Genomic DNA, 21,729 nt, shown 5'->3' with positions numbered 1-21,729 from the left:
CAGATGTCGTGCGAAATGCCGCAAGAAGGGCATGGATACAAAGGGCAATGTTGCGATCCTTCGCGCCCCCCTCTGTCCTGCCGGACATCTCCCCCACAAGGAGGGAGATTAGCAGCTTTCGCGTCCCGCTCGCTGCAACGTTGGTGATTGGCGAAAGCCGAGGCGACATCTGATCTCCCCCCGTGTGGGGGAGATGTCCGGCAGGACAGAGGGGGGCGCTGTCCCGCCAGCATCTCACCGCGTTAGCGCGCAGCGCCCCCTAATGCCGCCGCATCGCCTTCGGCGCGTGGCCATGCTCTTCGCGAAAAGCCCTGGCAAAACTCGACATCGACGCGAAGCCGCAGGCCAGCGCCACGTCTCGCACCATCAGCGTCGAATGGGCCAACAGGTCGGCGGCGCGCCGCAGCCGGAGCCGCCGGTAATATGCATTGGGCGAAATGCTGAGCTGGGCGCGGAAATTGCGCTCCAACTTGTCGGAGGAGACACCGAGCCTTGCCGCCAGCTCCGTCATGCCGAGCCGCTCTTCCACCGCATCCTCCATGATGGCGATGGCCGACAGCACCAGTTCGTTCTGGACGCCGGTGCGCAGCCTGAGCGGCATTAGCTTGCGGTCGACGCTCGAACGCAAGGGGCTGTGCACGAACCATTCGGCAACGCCCGCCGCGAGCTCGCCGCCATAATCGTTGGTGATGATCTCCAGCATCATGTCGAGGCTGCCGACGCCACCGGCCGAGGTGAAGCGCTTGCGGTCGATGACGTAGAGATCGCGCCGGAGCTCGATATCCGGGAAGGCCTCGGTGAATGCCGCCTGGCTGGTCCAGTGCAAGGTGCAGGCATGGCCGTCGAGCAGGCCGGCCCTGGCGAGGAAGAAGGCGGCGTCGGCCACCGCGCCTATGTGAGCGCCGGCGCGCAGGCTCTTGCGCATCCAGGCAACCGCATCGTCGGCGACGACGAGGTCGGCATTGCCGCCGGAGCAGACGACGATGCGGTCGACCTTCGGCGCGCCGAACGCTGAGAATCCCGGTTGTATGACAACCCCATTGGATGCCTCGACCGTGTCCTGGTCGGCGCCGACGATCACCCAGCGGTAACAATCGCGTTTGGCCAGCACGTTGGCGGCGCGCAATGGCTCGATCACCGAACTGAACGCCATCATCGGAAAGCCGGGAAAGACCAGCACGGCGAAGGTGAGGGGACGTTCGCTCGCTGCGGGTTGCGCCCGGTCGTGTGTTTGGCTGGCACGGTCGGTATTCACAATTGTGTATTTCCTGGGAGCGTCATTGGTGGCAGACAGGAAATGTAGCGGGCTTTTTGGCCCGCCGGCAATGGAGACGACGCCATGTTTGCGGCCCAGACCATCGACAGCACCGACAAGCCGGCCTTCTACCGCGAACTGGCCACCCAGTTGAAGGCGCTGCTGGAAGGCGAGAGCGACTCCGTCGCTAACGCCGCCAACACATCGGCGCTGATCTTCCAGATGGTGCCCGATCTTAACTGGGCCGGCTTCTATTTCCTGGCGTCGGACGAGGAGCTGGTGCTTGGACCGTTCCAGGGCAAGCCGGCCTGCGTGCGCATCGCCGTCGGCAAGGGCGTGTGCGGCACCGCCATCGATCTCGAAATGTCGATGCTGGTCAAGGATGTGCATGAATTTGCCGGCCACATCGCTTGCGACGCCGACTCGCGCTCGGAACTCGTCGTGCTGCTGAGGGACAATGACGGCGTCTTCGGCCTGATCGACCTCGACAGCCCGACGCCCGGCCGCTTCGACAAGGACGACCAGGCCGGCATCGAGGCGCTTGCCGCGATCTATGTCGCGGCGAGTTCGTTCGAGGATTAAGCGAACTTCACCAGCATCAGGCTGAAGCAGCCGATGAACAGGAAGGCGCAGGAGGCGAGCGCCAGCGGGCGAAGGCCGCGCGAGCGCAGCTGCGAAATGTTGGCCTGCAGACCCATGGCGGCGAGCCCCATGGTCAGCATGATGGTGGTGGCGAACGCCATGGCCGACTTCACTTCGGCCGGCACGGCAACCAGGCTGTTCAGCGCCACGACGGCGATGAAAGCGGCGACGAACCACGGCATCGGCGGCCGCGCACCGGATTGGTCGCTTGGGCGATCGCCATTGCTCTTGCGGCGCGCCATCAGGCCGAGCGCGATGACCATCGGCGCCAGCAGGGCGACGCGGGTCAGCTTGGCGACGGTGGCGATCTCGCCGGACTGGGCGCCGTTCTGGAAGCCGGCGCCGATGACCTGTGCCACCTCGTGGATCGAGGCGCCGGCCCACAGGCCGAATGCGTGCTGGTCGAGGCCGAGCACCGGCGCCAGCAGCGGAAAGCCGAGCATGGCGACGGTGCCGAACAGCGTGATCGAGGCGACGGCATAAGTGACGTCCTCGTCGCGCGCATCGGTGACGATGTTGGTGGCAACGATCGCCGAAGCGCCGCAGATCGAGGTGCCGGCGGCAATCAGCTGCGCCAGCTTGGCGTCGACGCCGATCAGCCGGCCAAGCGTAATGGTGAAGACGAAGGTCGCTCCAAGGGTCAGCGCCACGATGCCGACGCCGCCGGCGCCGATGGAGACGACCTGGCCGAGCGTCAGCTGAAAGCCGAGCAGCACGATGGCAAAGCGCAGCAGGCGCTTCTGCGAGAATGCAATGCCGGCCTTGGCGTGGGCGGGCGTGCCGAGCACGTTGGAATAGATCATGCCGGCGACGACGGCGAGGATCATCGGGCTGAACAGCGCGAAGCCGGAGACATTATGGGCCGAGAAGGCCACCCCCGTAATCATCGCCACCAGCACGATCCCGGGGATGACGCCATTCCACACGGAACCGAGCCGCTTCCGGCCCACGGCCAGGTCGGCGGAAATCATGCTGATCGGAATATCGTTCGCTAGCTGGGCGGCGGAAGACAATGCAATTCTCCACGCAAGTACCTCAGGAGAATGTCATTCCAGAATCGATCTTTCCAACGAATTGTTTTTGTTGAAATGATCGATTTTTGTGAACGTTTAGGGCGGCCGAGGTCAGAATGAGAAAGAGCGGCCGGGCGAAACCTGGAGCCGCCCTAGACCATGATGAATTCCCATCACGATCTAACCCCACTTTTTGGGATCATGCCCTAGTATTTCATCCCAATTCGCGCGGCGATCGTATGGTCCTGGCTGTCGCCGTTGCTGCCGACCGCGGTGCTGTAGTTCAGCCCGAAGGCAATACCGCCGATTTGCGCATCGACGCCGAGCCCGATTGACAAATAGTCGTTGGAAAAGGCATCTGCGTCCAGCGCGTAAGGCGTGGTGCCGATATCGGCATAGCCGAGGCTGACGCGGCTGGAGCCGGCAAAGTCGTGCGTATACTCAAAGCGCGCGCGCGGTGTGAGCAGACCCCAGCTGGTAGGAATGTTGTTCTCGATGCGCAGGCCAAGGGTGCCCGACAGCGTGTCGACGGTCTGCTTGCCGAAGGTCAGATTATAGATGTCGCCACCCGTCTCGGTGAAGCCGCCAAGCGTGGAGTGGGACCCCGACAGACGTCCATAGGGTGATATCAGAGAGTCCGGCCGGCGAAATTCGTAGCCCGCCGTCAGCGACCCGAAGACCTGGCTTCCGTCGCGCGTTCCAGACGCGAAATCGCCGGTATCGGTCACATAGCGCTCACTGTCGAAATTGAGGGCGCCATAGCCGGCAAGGCCATCGACAAAAAAACCTGGCGCCGGGCGGTAGCTGCTATAGGCGGCGACCGAGATGGCATGGGCGCGGCTTTCGGTGCCGTTGCTCCCGACGTCGGTGACGTCATGGCCATAGCCAAACCCGAGACCGGCGGTGAAGGTCGGGGAAAAGCGGTAGTCGGCACCGACGCTCACGCCGACCAGCGTATGGTCGAGCTTGATGGCTCCATCGTCATCGGTGCCGAAATTGACGTAGCCGCCGCTCCAGAAGGCCAGTTCGCCAAATGGGTTCTCGGCCGGCAGTGACGACGTCTGGGTGTCCACGTCCGTGCCAGTTGAAGACTGTCCGGTCTTGATCGGCGACGCGCCGGTCGAGGTCCTGTCCTGCTTTGCGTTGGCGTTGGGCTGAATGCGCTCCGGATTGGGCGCTCCGTAAGTTGACTGCGACGATGCCGTGGCGATTGCGGCGAGCGCCGGATCGTTCGCCGCATTCTGCTGCTGAGCGTATGCGTCGGGATTGTCCGACGATTGCTGGACGGCAACGCTGAGGCCTATCGAATTGTGGCGCTGGTCGCCCTCGTTGTGGAGCTGTTCCAGCCTCTGTCCAAATCCCTGGATCTGAATGTCGGCGAAGTGCTTTGCCGCCTCCACCTGTGCCCGAATCAGGCCGATCACTTCCGGATCGCGGGAGGGGTCGGGCCGTGCCGTGACGTTGATGGTCACGGTTGCGGGAGGTGACGTTCCGTCGGCATTCGAGAGCGTGTAGGTCAGGCTGGTTGTGCCGGCAAAGGTGGCTGCCGCGGCAAACTGCAGGATATAAGCGCCGCCATCGGGCACAATGGAAGCCGTGCCAGCTTCGCTCGGCGGCGGCGAGGCAATCGTGGCGCTGGTAAACGGCCCATTCGTAGCCCCTTGCGTCAGGTCGAGGGACCCGGTCGTTCCGGCCATCACGTCCAGCGTGTGGTCCTGTGCCGACGGCAAGTGGATCTCGACGACCACAGTGTAGTCACGTTGGCCGGTAAAGCCGTTGCTGTCCGTGGCCCGCACCGTAAAATCGTAATTGGCCGCGACAGTGGGTGTGCCAGCCAGTGTACCCCCAGGCGAGAGTGCGAGGCCGGGAGGCACCGAGCCGGAAACCACGGTGAAGGTGTAGGGTGCGGCGCCGCCATTGGGGCTGCTTGCGGTGATGGTCTGGCTGTACGGCGTGCCAATATGTGCATTCGGCAATGTTGCCGGCGAAAACTCCACCGTCACCGTGGTGCAGGACAGGACAAGATTGGTCACGTCGGCTCCCGCCACCGTGCCCGAGGCCGTCGTGACCGTGCATGTCTGGTCGGCCGGCTTGGCAGTAACCTCAACGCTCCAGTTGGAGCCGGTCAGCAGGCCATCCGCAAAGGCAAAGGTGGTATCGCCGACATTCACGTCCCTGGTTTGCGTCCCTGCCGGCGAGCTTGATGTCAATTTCAAACTCACCGTCCCGGTCTGACCGCTCGCCGTGCCGCTGATCACATAGAGCGGCTCATCAAAACAGATCAATGCGGACCCATCGCCTGAATTGACGCCTTCCGCCACCGCAGCCGATTGCAGCGAGCCGGCATCCGATGATCCGCCGCCGCCGCCGCCGCCGGCGCCGTTCCAGTTCTGCTGGCACGAGGTCGTGCCGACGCCTGCGCCGCCACCACCGCCGCCGACAGTAGCCCCGCCACCGCCGCCACCAGCATATCCGGCGCCCAGGAAAGACCCTGAGAAATTTCGTGCAGTTCCGCCTTGGCCATTTGTCTGACCGGCCGTGCCAGGAAAACTATCGCACCCAGCGCCGATCGCGCCACCGGCACCTACAGTGCCACCTTCACCGCCAAAGGGGCCAAGGCCGCCCGAAACATCGGTTCCTGCCGAGCCGGATCCCCCGCTCTTGCCACCGGCGCCACCAGCTATCGAATTTGTAGTGTGCCAGCCCCCGTTGCCACCGCCGCCACCGCCGCCAGCAATTGCCAGGCGGGTTCCGCCCAGCCGCAGGTCGGTCGCCCCGCCACCATTGCCGCCGTCGGGAGTACCGCTCGCGCCACCGGGATTGACCGCGAGCGAGCCACGGCCGCCAACGCCGACAGAAAGGATGTCACCCGGCGCGACAGTCAAGGAACCGCTCACCTGGCCGCCGAGCCCGCCGGCGCCGCCTGGGCTCAATGGGCTGCCCCCGATGGTGCCGGCGCCGCTCTTGCCAACCCCGCCTTGCGCTCCCTTGAGGTATACTGTGGCGGAATGGGTGTTGCCAGGAACCGAGATGGACTGGTCGCCGCCAGTAAAGCTAAAAGCATGAGCTGTCTGTGTGGGACTACAAGACTGCCCGAGCGCTGACGTCGTGCCCGCGAGCGCGTAGACGACCGTCATCGCGCCTAACAAACGTGAGATTGTACGCTTTGCCAGCCCTCGATGCATGGCGCCCCCCCCGTCAGCCCGTCCAGTGCTTCTCCGCTTATATTATGATGCCAAGATTAGATCAAATAGAAATTTGAACCAATGGTAGGTTGAATGTCCAACAATATTAGCTGTTGCTGTTTTTTTGTACGCGTACGAGAGCCATACTCGACGGCGCAGCAGTTTAGGCGAGCAACCACCGCGCAAGGTGAAGACTGGCGTTGCCTGGCAGTACACTTGTGGCCTTGCCGGCGCCGCCCGCTCTAGCCGCGCGGGTCAACTCGGAGGCTGGGCCAACGCCAAAATCTTGACAGCGCCGCGCTTCCTGCTCCAGCGTGTCGTCATGTTCGTTTTCTCGTTCGCCATCGCCAAGCGACGCCGTTCCTGCACCACGCAGCGCGGCAAGCTGTTTGCGCGACGAAAAGGACCGGCCCAATAAAATTCCGGTTCGTTCGTTCCAGCCCCGCCCGCGACGTCTGCCGGCGGGGTTTTCATGTCTGGAGCCTTTGCCATGTCCAATTCTTCCATCCTGTTTCGGCCGGCCCAACCGGCGGACGCTGCCGCCATCAGGGACATTGTGCGTGCCGCCTATGCCAAATGGGTGCCTCTGATCGGCCGCGAGCCGCTGCCGATGCGCGCCGACTATGACAAGGCGGTCGCCGAACATCCGTTCGATCTCGCCATCGAAAATGGCCGCATCGTCGGCATGATCGAGACCATCCTGGCCGACGATCATCTCTGGATCGAGAATGTCTGCGTCGCGCCACAGGCGCAAGGCAGGGGCATCGGCCGGCTGTTGCTGGAACGGGCGGAGCAGAAGGCGCTGGAGGCCAGCTGCTTCGAGCTGCGCCTGCTGACCAACGGCGCCTTCATGGCCAATGTGTTGTTGTACAAACGGCATGGCTATACGATCGACCGGGAGGAGCCGTTCATGAACGGCATGACGGTCTATATGAGCAAGAAACTGGGTGATGGCCGATAACAGGGAGGATCGGATGGCAGTCAGGGTCCGGTTGAAGCCGCTCACGGGGCGGTATGCGGTTTCGCGCCTCGAAGCAAAAGACAGCATTCCCGGCTGGGCGGACGGGCCGGGCTTCGTCAGCATCACCAGGACAGAGGACGAGCTTTCGGTCGTCTGCCTGCAGGATCGGGTGCCGGACGGGGTGAAGCATGACAGGGACTGGGTCGCCCTGAAACTCCAAGGTCCCTTTGCCTTCGACGAAACCGGCATCGTCCTGTCGGTGATAAAGCCATTGTCGGAAAGCGAACTCGGCATTTTTCTGGTATCCACCTTCGATGGTGACCATCTGCTCGTCAAAGCCAAGGATGAAGCCGCGGCAAGGGGGCTTCTGGTCGCGGCGGGGCACACGCTTCTGTAGCCGTAGGCTCAATCGCCCGCCCTTGCGTTTGACATCGCTCTTGCCCCATCGTTATCCCCGATACGACGATCTGGCGATCGCCCCCATCAATTCAGAATCCCCCGAGGAGAAGCCCGTGTCACACAATCTGCAGTTCTATATCGACGGCGTGTGGGTCGATCCTGTCGTGCCCAGCACACTCGACGTCATCGACCCGTCAAACGAAGATGCTTTCGCGCAGATTTCGCTCGGCTCAAAGGCCGATGTCGACAAGGCGGTTGCGGCCGCCAAGCGCGCCTTCGAGACATTCGGCTTCACTTCGGTCGAGGAGCGCCTCGATATCCTCAACCGCATAATCGAGGTCTACAAGAAGCGCAGCGCCGATCTGGCGCTGGCCGTATCGCGCGAGATGGGCGCGCCGCGCCAGATGGCACTCGACAGCCAGGTCGGCATTGGCCTGGCACATCTGCGGAAGATGGCCGAGGTGCTGAAGTCGTTCGAATTCCGCCACGTCAAGGGCTCGTCGCTGATCGTCAAGGAGCCGATCGGGGTCGTCGGCCTGATCACGCCGTGGAACTGGCCGCTGAACCAGATCACCTGCAAGGTCGGCCCCGCCCTTGCCGCCGGCTGCACCATGGTTCTGAAGCCCTCGGAAATCGCCCCGCTCGACGCCATCATCTTTGCCGAAATCATCGACGAGGCAGGCGTTCCCAAGGGCGCCTTCAACCTCGTCAATGGCGACGGCCCGGGCGTCGGCCAGGCGCTGTCCAGCCATCCCGATGTCGACATGATGTCGTTCACCGGTTCGACCCGCGCCGGCATCCAGGTCGCCAAGGCGGCCGCCGACACGGTCAAGCGCGTGCATCAGGAACTCGGCGGCAAGTCGGCCAACATCCTGTTTCCCGATGTCGACCTGGAAAAGGCCGTCAGCAAGGGCGTCGCCGGCTGCTTCAGCAATTCAGGTCAGTCCTGCAATGCGCCGACCCGCATGTTCGTGCCGCGCGACCGCCACGACGAGGCGACGGGCTATGCCAAAACGGCGGCGGAAAAGTTCACCGTCGGCCCGGCCGATGCGGCGGGCACCAAGCTCGGCCCGGTGGTCAGCCAAATCCAGTACGACAAGATCCAGGACCTGATCCAGGCCGGCATAGATGAAGGCGCGACGCTCGTTACCGGTGGCCCCGGCCGTCCGGCCGAACTCAACCGCGGCTATTACATCCGCCCGACCGTGTTCGGCGATGTCACATCAGACATGCGCATCGCACGCGAGGAAATCTTCGGACCGGTGCTGGCGATCATGCCTTACGACACAGTGGAAGAGGCGATCGGCACCGCCAACGACACTGTCTATGGGCTGGCGTCCTACATCCAGGCCAAGGACATCCAGAAGGCCCGCGAAGTCGCCGCCCGCATGCGCACCGGCAATGTCTACATCAACTATCCGCAATGGGACGCCGGCCTGCCATTCGGCGGCTACAAGCAATCCGGCAACGGCCGCGAATACGCCGAATACGGGCTGGAGGATTTCCTCGAGATCAAGGGCATCGCCGGCTACGAGGCGGCGGAGTAGGCCTAACCCTTGGGGACCGGCAACCAGCCGGTCTCGAGGCTTCAGCTCTTAAAGGTGCGGCTTCATTCTTCGCGGAAGGCTTTCTGGATCTGATCCGACAGCGGCTTCACCAGATAGGAAAGCATCGTCCGGTCGCCCGTCGGGAAGAACACCTCGGCCGGCATGCCCGGCGCCAGCGCCAGCCCGCGCAGCTTGGCGACCTCGGTTTTCGGAAGCGTCACCCGCGCCACATAGAAGGCTGCTCCGGTACGCTCTTCGATGGTGAGATCCGCCGAGATCCGCGACAGCGTCCCGGTCAGCTCCGGCGTGGTTTGCCGATTGAACGCCGACAGGCGCAAAATCGCATTCTGGCCCATCGTCACCTGGTCGATATCCTGCGGTGCGATATGCGCTTCAACGGTCAGGTCGTCCGTCACCGGTACGATCTGCATCACCTGTTCGCCGGGGGTGATGACCCCGCCGATCGTATGCACCGCCAACTGCAGCACCACGCCATCCTGCGGGCTGCGCAGATCGATGCGCTTCAACTGGTCCTCGGCCGCTACCTTGCGTTCGACGAACTCGGAGATCTTTCCCTGGGTATCGCGTAAATCGGTCGCGACCTCGCTGCGAAGATCCTGGTCGATCTGGATGATCTGCAGTTCGATCTCGGACGCCTTGCCTTTCACCTGGGCAATTCCCGCGGTCAACTGGCCATGCTCGCCTTCGAGCCGCACCGCGTCCCGTTCCAGCGACGTCATGCGGTCGATTCCTATCAGCTTGCGATGCCAGAGCGACCGCACACCTTCCAGCTCGATCTGGATCAGCTCGATCTCGCGGCGTTTCGCCTGCAGCTGCTCGGTCAGGCCGGCACTCTCCTGCTTCAACTGCGCGATCCGTTCGCGCAATTGCGATCGCTGGCCAGACCGCGCCTGGTGCCGGAAATCGAACAGCGATTGTTCTCCGGCCATCGATGCGGCGACACCGGCTTCGTCGCGCCGCGATGTCAAAACGTCCGGAAAGCTGATCGTGTCCTTGCCGTCACGCTCCGCCTCCAGGCGCGCCAACCGTGCATAAAACTCATCCAGACCTTTTGAGACGATCGCCAGATTGGCGCGTGTTGTCGTTTCATCCAGCCGCACCAGAATATCGCCCGCCTTGACCCGGTCGCCTTCACGCACCCTGATCTCGCCGACCACGCCGCCCGTCGGATGCTGAACCTTCTTTACATTGGAATCGACCACCAGCCGGCCAGCTGCGATCACCGCACCCGACATCTTGGTCACCGCCGCCAGGCCGCCAACACCTCCGACAAGCAGCAGACAGGTAGCAACGCCAGCCACGAGATAGCGGCGGACCTGCCGATGATGCAAAGCGCTTCTGTCCTCGCTCATGCAGGAACGCCTCTTTCCGTGGCGGCAACGACCTTGAGCGGTGCCGCCGATCGGAAGACCTTGTTCAGCACCTCGTCCTTCGGACCGAAGGCCTGCACATGGCCATTGGCCATCACCAGCACGGTGTCGACATTGGCCAGCACACTGGATCGGTGCGCAACGACGATAACGATGCCGCCGCGGTCCCTGATGCCCTGGATGGCGGCGGACAAGGCCACTTCACCCTCCGAGTCGAGATTGGAATTCGGCTCGTCCAGGATGACTAGGAACGGATCGCCGTAGAGAGAGCGGGCAAGGGCGACACGCTGGCGTTGCCCCGCCGACAGCGAGGCGCCGGCTTCGCCGACCTTTGTGTCGTAACCGTCCGCCAGATGCACGACGAGATCATGCACGCCGGCGGCCTTGGCTGCCGCAAGCACCATGTCGGACGACGCATCCGGGTCGAAGCGGGCGATGTTCTGCGCAATCGTGCCGTCGAACAACTGCACATCCTGCGGCAGATAGCCGATATGTTTACCCAGCTCGTCGGCCGGCCACTGGTCAAGCGTCGCGCCGTCCAGCCGCACGGCGCCGCGCGCCGGAAGCCAGACACCTGCAAGCGTACGCACCAGCGATGATTTGCCGGAAGCACTCGGGCCGATGACCCCCAGGCCCGCTCCCCTGGCCAGTGAAAAACTTGCATCCCACACCACCGGCGTGCGTTCGCCCGGCGGCGCGACACTGACATTCTCGACCGCCAGCGCGCTGACAGGCGCGGGCAGGGTCACGCCGGTTGCGCCTTCCGGCAGCGCGGACAGAAGCTGCTTCAGGCGTGCCCAGCTTTGCCGCGCTGAAATGAAACCCTTCCAATGCGCTATCGCCAGTTCGATCGGAGCCAGCGCCCTGCCCATCATGATCGAGCTTGCGATCATGATGCCGCCGGTCGCCACTTGCTGGATGACCAGATAAGCGCCGATCGCCAGCATTGCCGATTGCAGCATCAACCGCAGGATCTTGGAAATCGTGCCAAGCGTTCCCGCGACATCGCTGGCCGCCGCATGGGCGTTCAGGTACTCGGCATTGACGGCAGACCACCGCTCGGCGATACGCCCGCCAAAACCCATGGCCTGCATGGCTTCGGCATTGCGCCTTGTCGCCTCGGCCAACGTGCTGCGAACGGCCGCGTGCTGTCCGGCGATCCTTGTCGGGCCGCGGGTCCGGAATTCGGCCAGAAGCGTCAGTGCAAACAGGACAACGGCGCCGGCAAGCGCGGTAACGCCGATCCAGAAATGAAAAATGAAACAGATGCCGATATAGAGCGGCATCCATGGCAGGTCGAACAAAGCGGTCGGTCCGGCACTGCCGATAAAGGAGCGGACCTGATCGAGATCCCGTAGGGGTTGCAGCCCGTCGCCGGAAGGCTTGGCGCGCAGCGGCAGGCGCATCAGCGCCGAATAGACCGACGGGCTCAGCTTTGCGTCCAACCCCTGTCCCAGCCGCACCATGAGGCGAGAGCGGATCAGCTCCAGCACTCCCTGAAACACGAACAATGTTCCCGCAAGCACCGCCAGGCCGACCAGCGTCGGCACGCTGCGACCCGGAACGACGCGGTCATAGACTTGCAACATGAAGAACGAGCCGGTCAGGGTCAGCACGTTGACGACCCCGCTCATCAGGACGATGCCCGAAAACGCACGTCGAAAGGACGCCAGGATTCCGACCAGCGTAAGCGGCGTCGATGGCGTCAGCTGCATGCAGGCTCGCAATCAGGATATGGCATCTCGTCCTTCAATAGATAACTGCCTTGAGTGTGACATGGACGGGCAGGCCGGCCTGGAACTGTGCGCTGCCCCGCGCCACCAGCCAGCCGTCCGCACGCTCCAGGCGCGCAACGACCTGCAGCGTTGGTGAAGTGGTCGAGCTTGCGGGCAGGGGCAAGGAAAATTCTATCGTCTTTGAGCCGCCCTCGCTCTTGAGGCTGGTTTTGGCGGCGCGGCGTCGCCCACTGTCCTGAATGGCGGGATCCTCAAGATAGATCTCGAGATGACCTTCCGGGATAGCCTTGCCGCCCACAAAGGTGACGGCGCCGCGAATATCTGTTGCGCGAATATCTGGCGCGCGAATATCTGGCGATTGCGCTGCCGCTGCCCCGGTGGCCGCGGCGACTGCCGCAACTCCGGCGGCCATTAACACTGTGCGGCGGTCAGTCATCGCGTCCTCTCCCTTTTCACTGCGCTGGGGTATGCGGGAGGGCAGCCTGACGGCACCCCTCCCGGCAACGCGTTAGATGACAATGAAGTCTGCAGCCGAAAGATCCAGATTTGTGTTCAGGTGTGCAAACTGAACGGCCGCTCCCTGTCCGGAACCATCGGCGTCGTAAGACAATATTCCACTGTCGGTGTCGTAGATGATGCGGTCGTCGGCATCATGAGCAGCGCCGGCTGCGCTCTTGTAGAATGAGCCCAGAGCGAGGGCGCCGTCGCCGCCAACGCTGGCAAAGATGAGGTTGTCCAGCAGGATCGTATCGTCGGCGACCTTGAAGTCCTTGATCCAGTCGATATTGCCGTTCCCGAGTTCTGTCGAGAAGCGGAAATAGTCGTCGCCGGCGCCGCCGGTCAGCGTATCGGCAGCCAGCCCGCCATCCAAAAGGTCGCTGCCGCCGCCGCCGTTGAGCGTATCGGCGCCCGCAACGCCCGGCTGAGCTGGTGCCGGCGGGAATTCGACCGACACGTTCAGCTTGTAAGTCGAGCCCTCCGGCACGGATTCGACCCAGCCATCGCCAGGAGCCGAGTCCGACCATTCGCCCTCCACAATATAGTAGGTTCCGGTTTCCGGAACGATGAAGCTGGTGCTCGAATCGCGGCCGTTGTTGGAACCGGGGTCGTTGCCGCCATCGTCATTCTGGGCGACGATATTACCATCGCTGTCCAGCACCCTGACGATGCTGTCATGGACATTGGGGTCGGCAATGCCATCGATGTCGATGGTGATGATCGTGCCGGCGGCCAGGTTGATGCTGTAATATCCGCCGAGGCCGTTTCCGGTGGCATTGACGGTGGTGTGAAGGGTGGTCGTCGAATCGAAGATGTCGGGGTCAGCCGTCAGCGAGAAGTTGTTCGAGATGTCGAAGGCGGTCGAGACCGAATTGTTGGTCGCGTCCGGTCCGAGCGTGGCGTAGCCGGTGCCCATGCCCGGGCGTGGCGGAGCATCGCCCTGATAGGCGAAATCGCCGAGCAGGGTGTCATCGCCGCCGCCGCCGTCGATCTTGTCGGCGCCGCCCTGGCCGGTCAGCACATTGGCCGCGCCATCGCCGGTCAGGTGATCGTTGAAGCCCGAGCCAGCCAGATTTTCGATCGAGATATAGGTGTCGCCGCCGGATTTGCCGCCACCCAGCTTGAGGTTTTGCCCGATGGCCGCGTCGGCGTAGTCCGCCGTGTCGCTGCCGGCGCCGCCATTCAATATATCGGCGCCGCCACCGCCGGTCAGCGTGTCGTTGCCGGCGCCGCCGGAAAGTTTGTTGGCCTGGGCGTTGCCGATGAGATGGTCGTCGAAGAACGACCCGACGGCGTTTTCGAATCCGACCAGGATGTCGTGTCGGATAACGGTGCCGCGCCCGACGATCTGCACCGGGCCATCGCCATCGCCGCCATTGGCCGTGCCATTGGCGAGGTCGATCGTCACGCTGGCGGAGCTGCCTTCGTAGACGACCGTATCGATGCCGGCGCCGCCATCCAGATAGTCCTGGCCGGCGCCGCCGATGATCGTGTCGTTGCCGGCTTCTCCGTACAGGATGTCGCCGTCATTGCCGCCATCCAGTATGTCGTTGCCGCCGCCGCCGTTGAAATAGTCGCCGCCGCCCCGGCCCCAGAAATGATTTGCCGCCGACGTACCGATGAAACGGTCGATGCGGTCATCGGAGCCGATCAGGTTCTCGATGCTGTAGAAGGTGTCGCCCGTGGCGGTTCCGCCGCTGGCCACGTTCGTCTCGAGGTTGACGAGCAGTTGGAAGGGGCTCTCCTTGCTGAAGTCTACCGTGTCGACGCCGGCGCCGCCCCTGAATATATCGACGCCATCCTGGCCGCTCAGCGTATCGTCGCCGTCGCCGCCGTCGAGGATGTCGTTGCCCTGGCCGCCGAGGATCGTATCGTTGCCGCGGCCGCCATAGAGCGTGTCATTGCCGTCGTCGCTCTCGGTCTGGTCTGGAAGGTCGGCGACATCGATGGTGTTGTTGATGTCGCGGCTGGCGAGCGAGTCGCGGCCGCCGATGATGAGATCATCGCCGCCCTGGCCGAAGATCGTGTCGTCGCCGGCGCCGCCGTCGAGCGTATTGTTGCCATTGTCGCCGAAGATGACGCTGGTCAGCGTGTTGTCGCCGATGATCGGCAGGGTTTCGGTGCCGCCGCCTCCAGGCTGGAGTGTCGACCCGTCGGCGTAGATGATGTGTTCGACGTTGGCGATTTTCCGGATATTCAAGTTCCGGTTCAGCAGAACGACCGTGTCATTCCCGCCATTGGCTTCCTCGCGCACGATGTCGTCGAGGGAGTCGACGAAGTAGGTGTCGTCGCCGCCATTGCCGGCCATGCGGTCGCCGCCGCCGCGGCCATCCAGCACGTTGGCTCCGTCATTGCCAATCAGGACGTCGTCATAGCTGCTGCCGATGCCGTTCTCGATGTAATAGTCGGTGCCGTCGGCGTTGTGCCCGGCGAAGATCGACACATTGTTGCTGTGGCCGTTGACGCTGGAGAACTGTCCGGCGCGCAAATCGAGGATCGTGCCGGCCGTCGAGCCGGAGAAGTCGATCGTGTCGGTTCCGCCGGTGTCATGGATGACGAAACCGATATCGTGCTGCATGCCCGACGAGGTCAGCCGGTAGCCATCCACGGCACTGCCGAAGCCGTAGACGTTGTCGCCCGTGTTGAGATCGATATGCTGATAGGTGCGCACGCCGTTCTCGTCGACGGTGGAGAAAAAGCGGCGGATGACTGCCTCGATGTCGGCCATCATCGGCGTTGACGCCGACCAGCGGCTGGTTTCACCGACATCGATCCCGTCGAAATAGGACATGACGCTGTATTGCTGACGGTCGTAGGTCCAGGTCGCATTGTTCAGATAATTGATCTGTACGCCGCCGGGGCCGCTGTAATTGTAGAGCCCGGGGTGGTTCAGGCCGAACTCATGACCGAATTCATGGATGAAGGAATCGAAGACATAGCCGCCAATATCCGTCTTGTTGACCTCGGTGTCGTGGAAACGCTGGCCGATGCTGACATAGCGGTCGTTGGAATAGGCGCTGCCGTCGTCCTCTTCGCCCAGTTCGGGGCTGACAACCTGCATCCAGTCCGTTGCGCTGTTGTATGGTGCATTGTCGACGATTTCGAACTTCAACGGGGTGACACTGGCCCACATCTGCAAGGCGCCGATCGCGGCGGCCTTGTATTCGGGATGGTCATTGAGCTCGGAGACATTGATCCTCAGCGTTCCCGCCGCGATCGCCGGCGTTATCGACCGGTCCAGCGCTCCAAGATAGGTGAGGAAGGCTCCGTAATCTTCGCTTTTGCCGTACGGGTTGTCCGGCGTCTGGTCGTTGACCCACCATTGATCGCTGGTTTGGCTTGGGTTCGGCATCCTTGGGACTCCTTGGTCTCGCAGCCGTGGCAATTACGGCTGTACGGTTTAGCAGTTGCCAACCACCGACAAGCATCGTTTGCGTTTGCCGGTCGAGCCCCGTCCCAGTGCCAACAATGCTATTGGAATCTTCGCTTGTCTAGCCTCTGTTCGCGCTCAGTACATATGAAGGTTCTTGGGCGCGCTTGTACCGGCGGGTTTTGAGATACTCGTTTGGTGTTAATTGAGCTATCGCTAATCTATGGTCGTACCTCGCCCGCCATGCGCACCACAATGTCTGCATCAACCATCCCGGCTGGCGCAGGCTGCCGGTCGGGCGGCGCAAAGCAATCCGGCAACGGCCGAATACGCCGGATACAGGCTCGAGGATTTCCTCTCGATCAGGGGCATCGCAGGCTACGAAAGCGGCGGAGTAAGCTTCCGTCTTTCGCTCAAACGCCGGTATGCGCGCTGTTGCCTTTCGCGGGCGGGGCAGGCGGCGGGACCACCGCCTTCGTGCTCTCGCCGGGGGCGTCGACCGGGACGAGGGTTATCGCGCCGGTTGGGAAAATGATCGAGCGTTGCGCAAGGGCACGAGGGCGGAACGCGCAGGCGTGCTTCAGAAACCCGCCCGGCGGGCGAAATGTTCATAGGTCACGCGCCAGGGGTCGCTCTCCGCGCGTCTCTCCTCGCCGATCCAGTGAAAGCCGTCGGCGGTGATCTCGGTGAACCGCCACCGCGCCTGCAGGCCGCGCGAGTCGGCGCCCATCTGGACGATGTCCTTGCCTTCGGCCCGCCCGATCTGGCGCGAGTAATCCTGGTTGAGCGGATCGCTCCAGATAATGTGCCAGCCACCGATCCCGGGATCGAAGACGCGCAAGGTCGTGCCATACATGGTGGACGGGGCAGGGCGCCTGGGCCTGATCCAGATGTCCTGAATGGCGCGGCCTTCGAGCACCCAACCAAAGTGACACTCGCCATCCCATTTCTGAATTGTGCCGTCGTTGCGGTGGTGGAGCGTCTCCATGTCCCAACTGCCGATCAACCATCCATACAGGTCCATGTCTTTCGCCCGGTCGGCTGGCGGACCTTCGGATGCGAGAGCGGTAAGAAACGTCGCCATGATTGTCTCCAGGCAAGCCGCGCCGAAACGCTGGGCGTTCCAACCCTTGCACCGTTGCGGGTTCCTGGTCTTGGGAAAAATTGCGGTAATGCTGCTGTGAAGGCACTTCCGCGTTCGCGCCATACCAAATCTATGCGTGAATGCTAATGTAGCGTCGGCGGGTACCCCAATGCCCGCCTGGCCGGCGCCTCCTCAGGCCATCTCTTGAATGAGCGGCGCCGGCCGCTGATTTGGGCGGCGACCAAATTGCCGCCGGAGGAATATGAGGCGGGTAGGCGATTATTGCTGGGCAGTTTTGGCAGGCATTCCGATATCGGTCTGTATCCCCAGAACGTCCGCTGCCCAATCGCGCAGTTCCGGAGAGGCATCGCCGGATTTCATGATCGACACGGCCAAAGCGGCCATGTCCGCGGGCGGCTTGTTGTTTGAAGCCATAGGTGAAATAGCCGGCCATGATGGCGCATCCCACCGAAATGACCGGTGGGACGATTTGGAGTGCCGCCAAAGCTATTGTGCGCCAGCGGCCTGATCGGCTGGGTGCCGGAAGCTCATCCTCATCCACAAGGTTAGTCCATTCCACACTGCTCACCAGCCGGGAGAACGTTCTCCGTGAGGATTGTCTACATTAGTTAAAATGCGGATAGATCCGCGTTGGGATGCCGAGGAACCTCGTCAAAGCGCACCGAGGGCAATGCCCACTGCGCTAGGCGAAATAGATCAACAGGGCGAGGAGTCCAAAGACAACGATAAGGCCAACTGGCCAATACCGTACGATCTGATCAGGATATTTCTCGCTCAGGCTAAGCAACCGGTCCTCGTAAGGGAGACGACTAAAGCCTGCCGGGCCGTTCTGTTGCTTGATGTCCCGGAGGATGCGGCGCGATTCCCTGATATCTCTGTCCTCTCGTTCGGCCATTGCATAAGTCCTCCCTGCCGGGACCGATCTTAGCTTGTTTACGTGAAGTGCCCAACAGCGTCGACCGGATCGCACGCCAGCGGCGCATGACATCATTGGAACCCAATCAATTCTCGGGCGGCGCCTCATCTTGCCAGCCGGCCAGCTCCGGCAGGTCGTCCAGCCAGCTTTTCTCCGTCATCAAGATTTCGCCGGCCTGTGATGCCGCCTCAGTGGCGTTTTGAATAAGCCAGTCCATCCACTTTCGATAAGCGGCTGGGGCCAGTTCGGGCGGCAGCACCTTGGCTTTGGCCAGCATGCGTTTACGGAAGCTGAGCTGCCTGCGCAGTTTGGTCGTCGTGAATTTTATCGCCTTGCCCTGGTATTCCACCGTCCAGCGCCCATCGCCGTGGCTGGTCAGCCTGTCGATGGCAAAACCGGCATCGACCGGCCTGTCCCGCCAGGGAAGCTCGATGGCGTTCCGCCTCAGATCGAGAGCCCATCGCCGGTAGTCGGCCCCGGTACGCTGCGGCGGCAGCACGCCAGCCTGTTCGAGGATTTTCCTGCGAAAGGTCGGCTGCTTCTTGATCTGGCCGGTCGTCAGTTCGATGCGGTGCCTACGCAATTCGACATGCCAGCGGATCCTGCCATTGCCGACATATTTGACCAGCCTGTCGATGACGAACTCGTCGTCGGACAACTCCACGCATCCTTGGCGGATGCGTTCGAGGATGTACTGGCTGTCAGTGGGCATGACGTGCCTTGGCTGGGGAACCTGGATTCGAACCAGGACTAACGGAGTCAGAGTCCGTGGGTCTACCGTTAACCTATTCCCCAGCAGGCGCTGTCGCGCTGGTGGGCCGCCGAAGCAGCCGCGCGTGCCTTGTAGCCGCCGCCGGAAAATAGTCAAGCCTAAGCTGCGTTTCAATCACAGCGTTTCATAGGGGCAATTACGCCCGGGTGGCGCGCCGCACCCAATGATCCTCAGCTCTCTGTCCGGCTGTATTGCGAATGCTCGAAGAACAGCACCACGCCGAGCGCGATCAGCAGCGGGATGATCAGGTAGAACAGGCGAAACACCAAAAGTGCCGCCAGCACGCCGACCGGGTCCATATCAAACAGGCCGGCGAGGAACACGACCTCGAACACGCCAAGCCCGCCGGGCGCATGCGAGATCTGCGCAACCGAGAACGACACCAGGAACACGCCGAGGATGACGAAATAGCCGGGATTGCCGGCAACGGGCAGGGCAAAGAAGATGATCGCCGCCGCCGCCAGAAGCTCGATCGGGCCGATCAGCAATTGCCGCGCCACGATCGGCAGCGCCGGGTAGTGCAACTGGAAGCCGGCGATTTTCAGCGGCTTCAGATGCAGCCAGCTGCCGAAGATGTAGGCGCCGACCAGGATCAGCAAAGCGATGCCGGCGGCGATCGCCAGGCCGTGGTGCGGGGCGCCGGAAAAGCGGTCGATGATTGCAGGCTCGAAAACCAGCACCAGGCCGCCGACCAGAATGCTGGAGAGCACGAAGGTGATCCAGCAGATCGCCACCAGAATGCCGACATCCTGGCCGGTCAGCCCCCTGGTGCCGTAGGCGCGGTAGCGGATCACGGCGCCCGAAAACACCGAGCCGCCGATATTGTGCGACAGCGCGTAGGTGGTGAAGGAGCAGAAGGTGACGAACAGCCACGACACTCGTCTGCCGATATGCAAGAGCGCGATGTGGTCATAGCCGGCGAGCGAGGCATAGGCGACCACCGAGCTCAGTGCCGCAAGCATCCAGCCGCGCGTCGGGATGGCGGATATGCCGTCCCAGACATCGTCGATCGAGATGCCGCGCAGTTCATGCCACAGCAACAACAGCGACCCGATGACCGCCGCGACACCGATGACCGGCCACAGATAGCGCTTCCAATTCGTGGCCCCCCAATTCATGGAGTTGTCGTCATGTGTTGCTGCCCATCGCCCAGGCGGGCGTTAAAACGTCCGCGATTCACCAATTCCCCCTCATTTCAGAAATGCCTCATTGAAGCCGGCTATTCAACCGGCAAGGGTGAGCAGCCGGTTCGCCAACGGCGAATTCGTCGTGCCAGTGGCAAGATGAAAGGCTAGCGAACGCCGGGACGCTGCAAAGCAGCGGGGATCTGGCAGGACGCAGCCGGCAAAATTTGAGTCCTTGCTCTTGGTGATCCGGTCCGGCGCTGCTACTCTGGCGGCAACTTAAAAGATTGAAGCGCCTGCTGCGTCCGGTTTACCGGTTCGCGCGGCGCCGGAAGGAACTGAAGTGGAAGACCACGACACCGGTGCTGGCGCGCCGGAAGTGGGCGTGTCCAGGGCTTCGCCGCCATCAGGCGGGCCAAGCCCATCCGCCGGGCGGCCCCGCCAGGCGGGGCCCCAGTCCGGCAACGGACAGGCCGGCGACGCCCAGCATCAGCGCGGCAAGGCGAGAAAGCGGCGCAAGCGCCGGCGTGGGCGCAAGGTTTTTGCGCGCGACGACAGCCCTGTCGCAACGGCCGCGGCGGTCGGTGCGCCGGCCTCCGTCGGCCCGGCCGCTCCAGCGCCGGTGCCTTTGCCCTCGGCGCCACAATCCCGACCGGAACAGCCAATGCATCGTCCGCCGATGCAGGAACTGCCGGTGTTTGCCGCGCTCGATCTCGGCACCAACAATTGCCGGCTTTTGGTCGCGGTGCCGCAGCGCCATGGCCAGTTCCGCGTCATCGACGCCTTCTCGCGCATCGTCAGGCTGGGCGAGGGGCTGACGGCGAATGGGCACCTGAGCCAGGCGGCGATGGACCGCGCCGTCGAGGCGCTGAAGATCTGCGGCGACAAATTGCGCAACCGCAAGATCAGGAAAGCCCGGCTGATCGCCACCGAGGCCTGCCGCACCGCCGACAATGGCGTCGAATTCCTGCAGCGCGTCGAACGAGAGGCGGGGTTGAAGTTGGAAATCATCGATCGCCAGACCGAGGCGCGGCTTGCTGTATCCGGCTGCGGCTCGCTGGTCGAGCGCGACACGCAAGGCGTGGTGCTGTTCGACATTGGCGGTGGCTCGTCCGAAATCGCGCTGATCGACCTCACCGGCCAGCGCTCGCCGCGGCTGGCCAACCACATCGTGTCGTGGACCTCGCTGCCGGTCGGCGTCGTCTCGCTGGCCGAACGCTTTGGCGGCCGCACGGTGACGCGCGAGATCTTTGCCGCCATGGTCGACGATGTCGCGGTGCGGCTAAAATCCTTCGACGGCCGCGACCGGTTGAGCCACGTGCTGACCAGCCCGAAATTCCATCTGCTGGGCACATCAGGCACGGTGACGACGCTGGCCGGCGTCCATCTCGACCTCGAACGCTACGATCGCCGCCGCGTCGATGGGCTGTGGATGGACCGCGACAGCGTCGACCGCATGGTCGAAAAACTGGTCGGCTGGGACTTCCAGCAGCGCTGCGCCAACCCGTGCATCGGCGCCGACCGTGCCGATCTTGTGCTGGCCGGCTGTGCTATTCTTGAAGCGATCCGTGCGGTGTGGCCGTCGGAGCGGCTGCGCGTCGCCGACCGGGGCTTACGCGAAGGCATTTTGAGCGAGCTGATGGCCGATGACGGCGTCTGGCGCAACAGTGGGCGGGGCCGAGCATGATCCGCATTGCTTTGGTGAACGGTCGAGCCCCCCGCCCAGCCGGGTGCCGGCCCCCCCAACCCCCCCGAGCCCGGGGGGGGGGCGGGGGCGCCCGGATTTGGGCCCGCGCCCGTTCAGGACCCCCCGCG

Annotated in this window: 17 protein-coding genes and 1 tRNA gene; 5 read left to right on the top strand and 13 right to left on the bottom strand. The window is 63.1% G+C overall.

Annotation, left to right across the window (positions count from 1 at the left end; translation table 11 throughout):
• Nucleotides 1–259: 259 nt before the first annotated feature.
• On the bottom strand, nt 260–1,156 hold the full coding sequence (locus NKJ88_RS30105; RefSeq protein ID WP_352446628.1) for a GlxA family transcriptional regulator: 897 nt from the start codon (nt 1,154–1,156) through the stop codon (nt 260–262).
• A gap of 183 nt (nt 1,157–1,339) precedes the next feature.
• Here NKJ88_RS30105 and msrC point away from each other — a divergent pair, with 183 nt between their 5' ends.
• Nucleotides 1,340–1,837 (top strand): free L-methionine (R)-S-oxide reductase MsrC, encoded by a 498-nt coding sequence (gene msrC, locus NKJ88_RS30100; protein ID WP_023689662.1) that lies wholly within the window; start codon nt 1,340–1,342, stop codon nt 1,835–1,837.
• Here the strand turns inward: msrC and NKJ88_RS30095 are convergent.
• Together NKJ88_RS30095 and NKJ88_RS30090 are read right to left on the bottom strand one after the other, a co-directional pair.
• A complete protein-coding gene (locus NKJ88_RS30095; protein WP_444848994.1) occupies nt 1,834–2,868 on the bottom strand; it encodes a YeiH family protein in 1,035 nt (344 codons plus the stop codon). The two genes, msrC and NKJ88_RS30095, sit on opposite strands and share 4 nt — an antisense overlap.
• Before the next feature lie 248 nt (nt 2,869–3,116).
• Entirely contained in the window at nt 3,117–5,843 is a 2,727-nt protein-coding gene (locus NKJ88_RS30090; RefSeq protein ID WP_352446611.1) for an autotransporter domain-containing protein, read from the bottom strand.
• Between the two features lie 742 nt (nt 5,844–6,585).
• On the opposite strand from NKJ88_RS30090, the gene NKJ88_RS30085 reads away from it, so the two are divergent.
• From NKJ88_RS30085 to NKJ88_RS30075, 3 genes are all read left to right on the top strand, one after another.
• Nucleotides 6,586–7,056 carry a GNAT family N-acetyltransferase gene (locus NKJ88_RS30085; protein ID WP_023705797.1) on the top strand — a complete coding sequence of 157 codons (471 nt, stop codon included), beginning with the start codon at nt 6,586–6,588 and terminating at the stop codon, nt 7,054–7,056.
• A gap of 13 nt (nt 7,057–7,069) precedes the next feature.
• Entirely contained in the window at nt 7,070–7,453 is a 384-nt protein-coding gene (locus tag NKJ88_RS30080) for an ACT domain-containing protein (RefSeq protein ID WP_023705798.1), read from the top strand.
• Between the two features lie 115 nt (nt 7,454–7,568).
• Nucleotides 7,569–9,002 (top strand): aldehyde dehydrogenase family protein, encoded by a 1,434-nt coding sequence (locus tag NKJ88_RS30075; protein WP_352446608.1) that lies wholly within the window; start codon nt 7,569–7,571, stop codon nt 9,000–9,002.
• Between the two features lie 62 nt (nt 9,003–9,064).
• On the opposite strand, the gene NKJ88_RS30070 is transcribed toward NKJ88_RS30075, so the two are convergent.
• The 10 genes from NKJ88_RS30070 to NKJ88_RS30025 all read right to left on the bottom strand — a co-directional run bounded on the left by NKJ88_RS30070 (nt 9,065) and on the right by NKJ88_RS30025 (nt 19,908).
• Nucleotides 9,065–10,375 carry an HlyD family type I secretion periplasmic adaptor subunit gene (locus NKJ88_RS30070; protein ID WP_023689671.1) on the bottom strand — a complete coding sequence of 437 codons (1,311 nt, stop codon included), beginning with the start codon at nt 10,373–10,375 and terminating at the stop codon, nt 9,065–9,067.
• On the bottom strand, nt 10,372–12,108 hold the full coding sequence (locus NKJ88_RS30065) for a type I secretion system permease/ATPase (RefSeq protein ID WP_352446606.1): 1,737 nt from the start codon (nt 12,106–12,108) through the stop codon (nt 10,372–10,374). Before NKJ88_RS30065 ends, NKJ88_RS30070 begins: the two co-directional genes overlap by 4 nt.
• A gap of 34 nt (nt 12,109–12,142) precedes the next feature.
• On the bottom strand, nt 12,143–12,565 hold the full coding sequence (locus tag NKJ88_RS30060; protein ID WP_023698051.1) for a hypothetical protein: 423 nt from the start codon (nt 12,563–12,565) through the stop codon (nt 12,143–12,145).
• Nucleotides 12,566–12,637: 72 nt separating this feature from the next.
• On the bottom strand, nt 12,638–15,979 hold the full coding sequence (locus NKJ88_RS30055) for a M10 family metallopeptidase C-terminal domain-containing protein (RefSeq protein WP_352446604.1): 3,342 nt from the start codon (nt 15,977–15,979) through the stop codon (nt 12,638–12,640).
• A 598-nt stretch (nt 15,980–16,577) separates the two neighbouring features.
• Nucleotides 16,578–17,081 (bottom strand): hypothetical protein, encoded by a 504-nt coding sequence (locus NKJ88_RS30050; RefSeq protein WP_023824582.1) that lies wholly within the window; start codon nt 17,079–17,081, stop codon nt 16,578–16,580.
• 279 nt (nt 17,082–17,360) lie between these two features.
• Nucleotides 17,361–17,516, bottom strand: coding sequence for a hypothetical protein (locus NKJ88_RS30045; RefSeq protein ID WP_023698054.1), 156 nt, complete (start codon nt 17,514–17,516; stop codon nt 17,361–17,363).
• A 268-nt stretch (nt 17,517–17,784) separates the two neighbouring features.
• Nucleotides 17,785–17,997, bottom strand: coding sequence for a hypothetical protein (locus tag NKJ88_RS30040; protein WP_031199619.1), 213 nt, complete (start codon nt 17,995–17,997; stop codon nt 17,785–17,787).
• Nucleotides 17,998–18,103: 106 nt separating this feature from the next.
• Nucleotides 18,104–18,730 carry a hypothetical protein gene (locus tag NKJ88_RS30035; RefSeq protein ID WP_352446601.1) on the bottom strand — a complete coding sequence of 209 codons (627 nt, stop codon included), beginning with the start codon at nt 18,728–18,730 and terminating at the stop codon, nt 18,104–18,106.
• A gap of 9 nt (nt 18,731–18,739) precedes the next feature.
• A tRNA-Gln gene (locus NKJ88_RS30030) sits at nt 18,740–18,813 on the bottom strand.
• 147 nt (nt 18,814–18,960) lie between these two features.
• Complete coding sequence (locus tag NKJ88_RS30025) at nt 18,961–19,908, bottom strand: lysylphosphatidylglycerol synthase domain-containing protein (RefSeq protein WP_352446599.1); 948 nt, start codon at nt 19,906–19,908, stop codon at nt 18,961–18,963.
• A 349-nt stretch (nt 19,909–20,257) separates the two neighbouring features.
• On the opposite strand from NKJ88_RS30025, the gene NKJ88_RS30020 reads away from it, so the two are divergent.
• Complete coding sequence (locus NKJ88_RS30020; protein WP_352446598.1) at nt 20,258–21,601, top strand: Ppx/GppA phosphatase family protein; 1,344 nt, start codon at nt 20,258–20,260, stop codon at nt 21,599–21,601.
• The last annotated feature ends 128 nt before the right edge of the window (nt 21,602–21,729 follow it).

This window comes from Mesorhizobium sp. M0016, from assembly GCF_040324035.1.
In the GTDB taxonomy this organism is placed as follows: domain Bacteria; phylum Pseudomonadota; class Alphaproteobacteria; order Rhizobiales; family Rhizobiaceae; genus Mesorhizobium.
The sequence above is the reverse complement of the archived record's forward strand: the minus strand, read 5'-3'. Positions and strand labels throughout refer to the sequence as shown.

Excerpts from the sequence above, each read along its gene's own strand:
- NKJ88_RS30105 (WP_352446628.1), bottom strand. The coding sequence starts at position 1,156 with ATGATGGCGTTCAGTTCGGTGATCGAGCCATTGCGCGCCGCCAACGTG.
- msrC (WP_023689662.1), top strand. The coding sequence starts at position 1,340 with ATGTTTGCGGCCCAGACCATCGACAGCACCGACAAGCCGGCCTTCTAC.
- NKJ88_RS30095 (WP_444848994.1), bottom strand. The coding sequence starts at position 2,868 with ATGATTTCCGCCGACCTGGCCGTGGGCCGGAAGCGGCTCGGTTCCGTG.
- NKJ88_RS30085 (WP_023705797.1), top strand. The coding sequence starts at position 6,586 with ATGTCCAATTCTTCCATCCTGTTTCGGCCGGCCCAACCGGCGGACGCT.
- NKJ88_RS30080 (WP_023705798.1), top strand. The coding sequence starts at position 7,070 with ATGGCAGTCAGGGTCCGGTTGAAGCCGCTCACGGGGCGGTATGCGGTT.
- NKJ88_RS30070 (WP_023689671.1), bottom strand. The coding sequence starts at position 10,375 with ATGAGCGAGGACAGAAGCGCTTTGCATCATCGGCAGGTCCGCCGCTAT.
- NKJ88_RS30065 (WP_352446606.1), bottom strand. The coding sequence starts at position 12,108 with ATGCAGCTGACGCCATCGACGCCGCTTACGCTGGTCGGAATCCTGGCG.
- NKJ88_RS30060 (WP_023698051.1), bottom strand. The coding sequence starts at position 12,565 with ATGACTGACCGCCGCACAGTGTTAATGGCCGCCGGAGTTGCGGCAGTC.
- NKJ88_RS30055 (WP_352446604.1), bottom strand. The coding sequence starts at position 15,979 with ATGCCGAACCCAAGCCAAACCAGCGATCAATGGTGGGTCAACGACCAG.
- NKJ88_RS30050 (WP_023824582.1), bottom strand. The coding sequence starts at position 17,081 with ATGGCGACGTTTCTTACCGCTCTCGCATCCGAAGGTCCGCCAGCCGAC.
- NKJ88_RS30045 (WP_023698054.1), bottom strand. The coding sequence starts at position 17,516 with ATGGCTTCAAACAACAAGCCGCCCGCGGACATGGCCGCTTTGGCCGTG.
- NKJ88_RS30040 (WP_031199619.1), bottom strand. The coding sequence starts at position 17,997 with ATGGCCGAACGAGAGGACAGAGATATCAGGGAATCGCGCCGCATCCTC.
- NKJ88_RS30035 (WP_352446601.1), bottom strand. The coding sequence starts at position 18,730 with ATGCCCACTGACAGCCAGTACATCCTCGAACGCATCCGCCAAGGATGC.
- NKJ88_RS30025 (WP_352446599.1), bottom strand. The coding sequence starts at position 19,908 with ATGAATTGGGGGGCCACGAATTGGAAGCGCTATCTGTGGCCGGTCATC.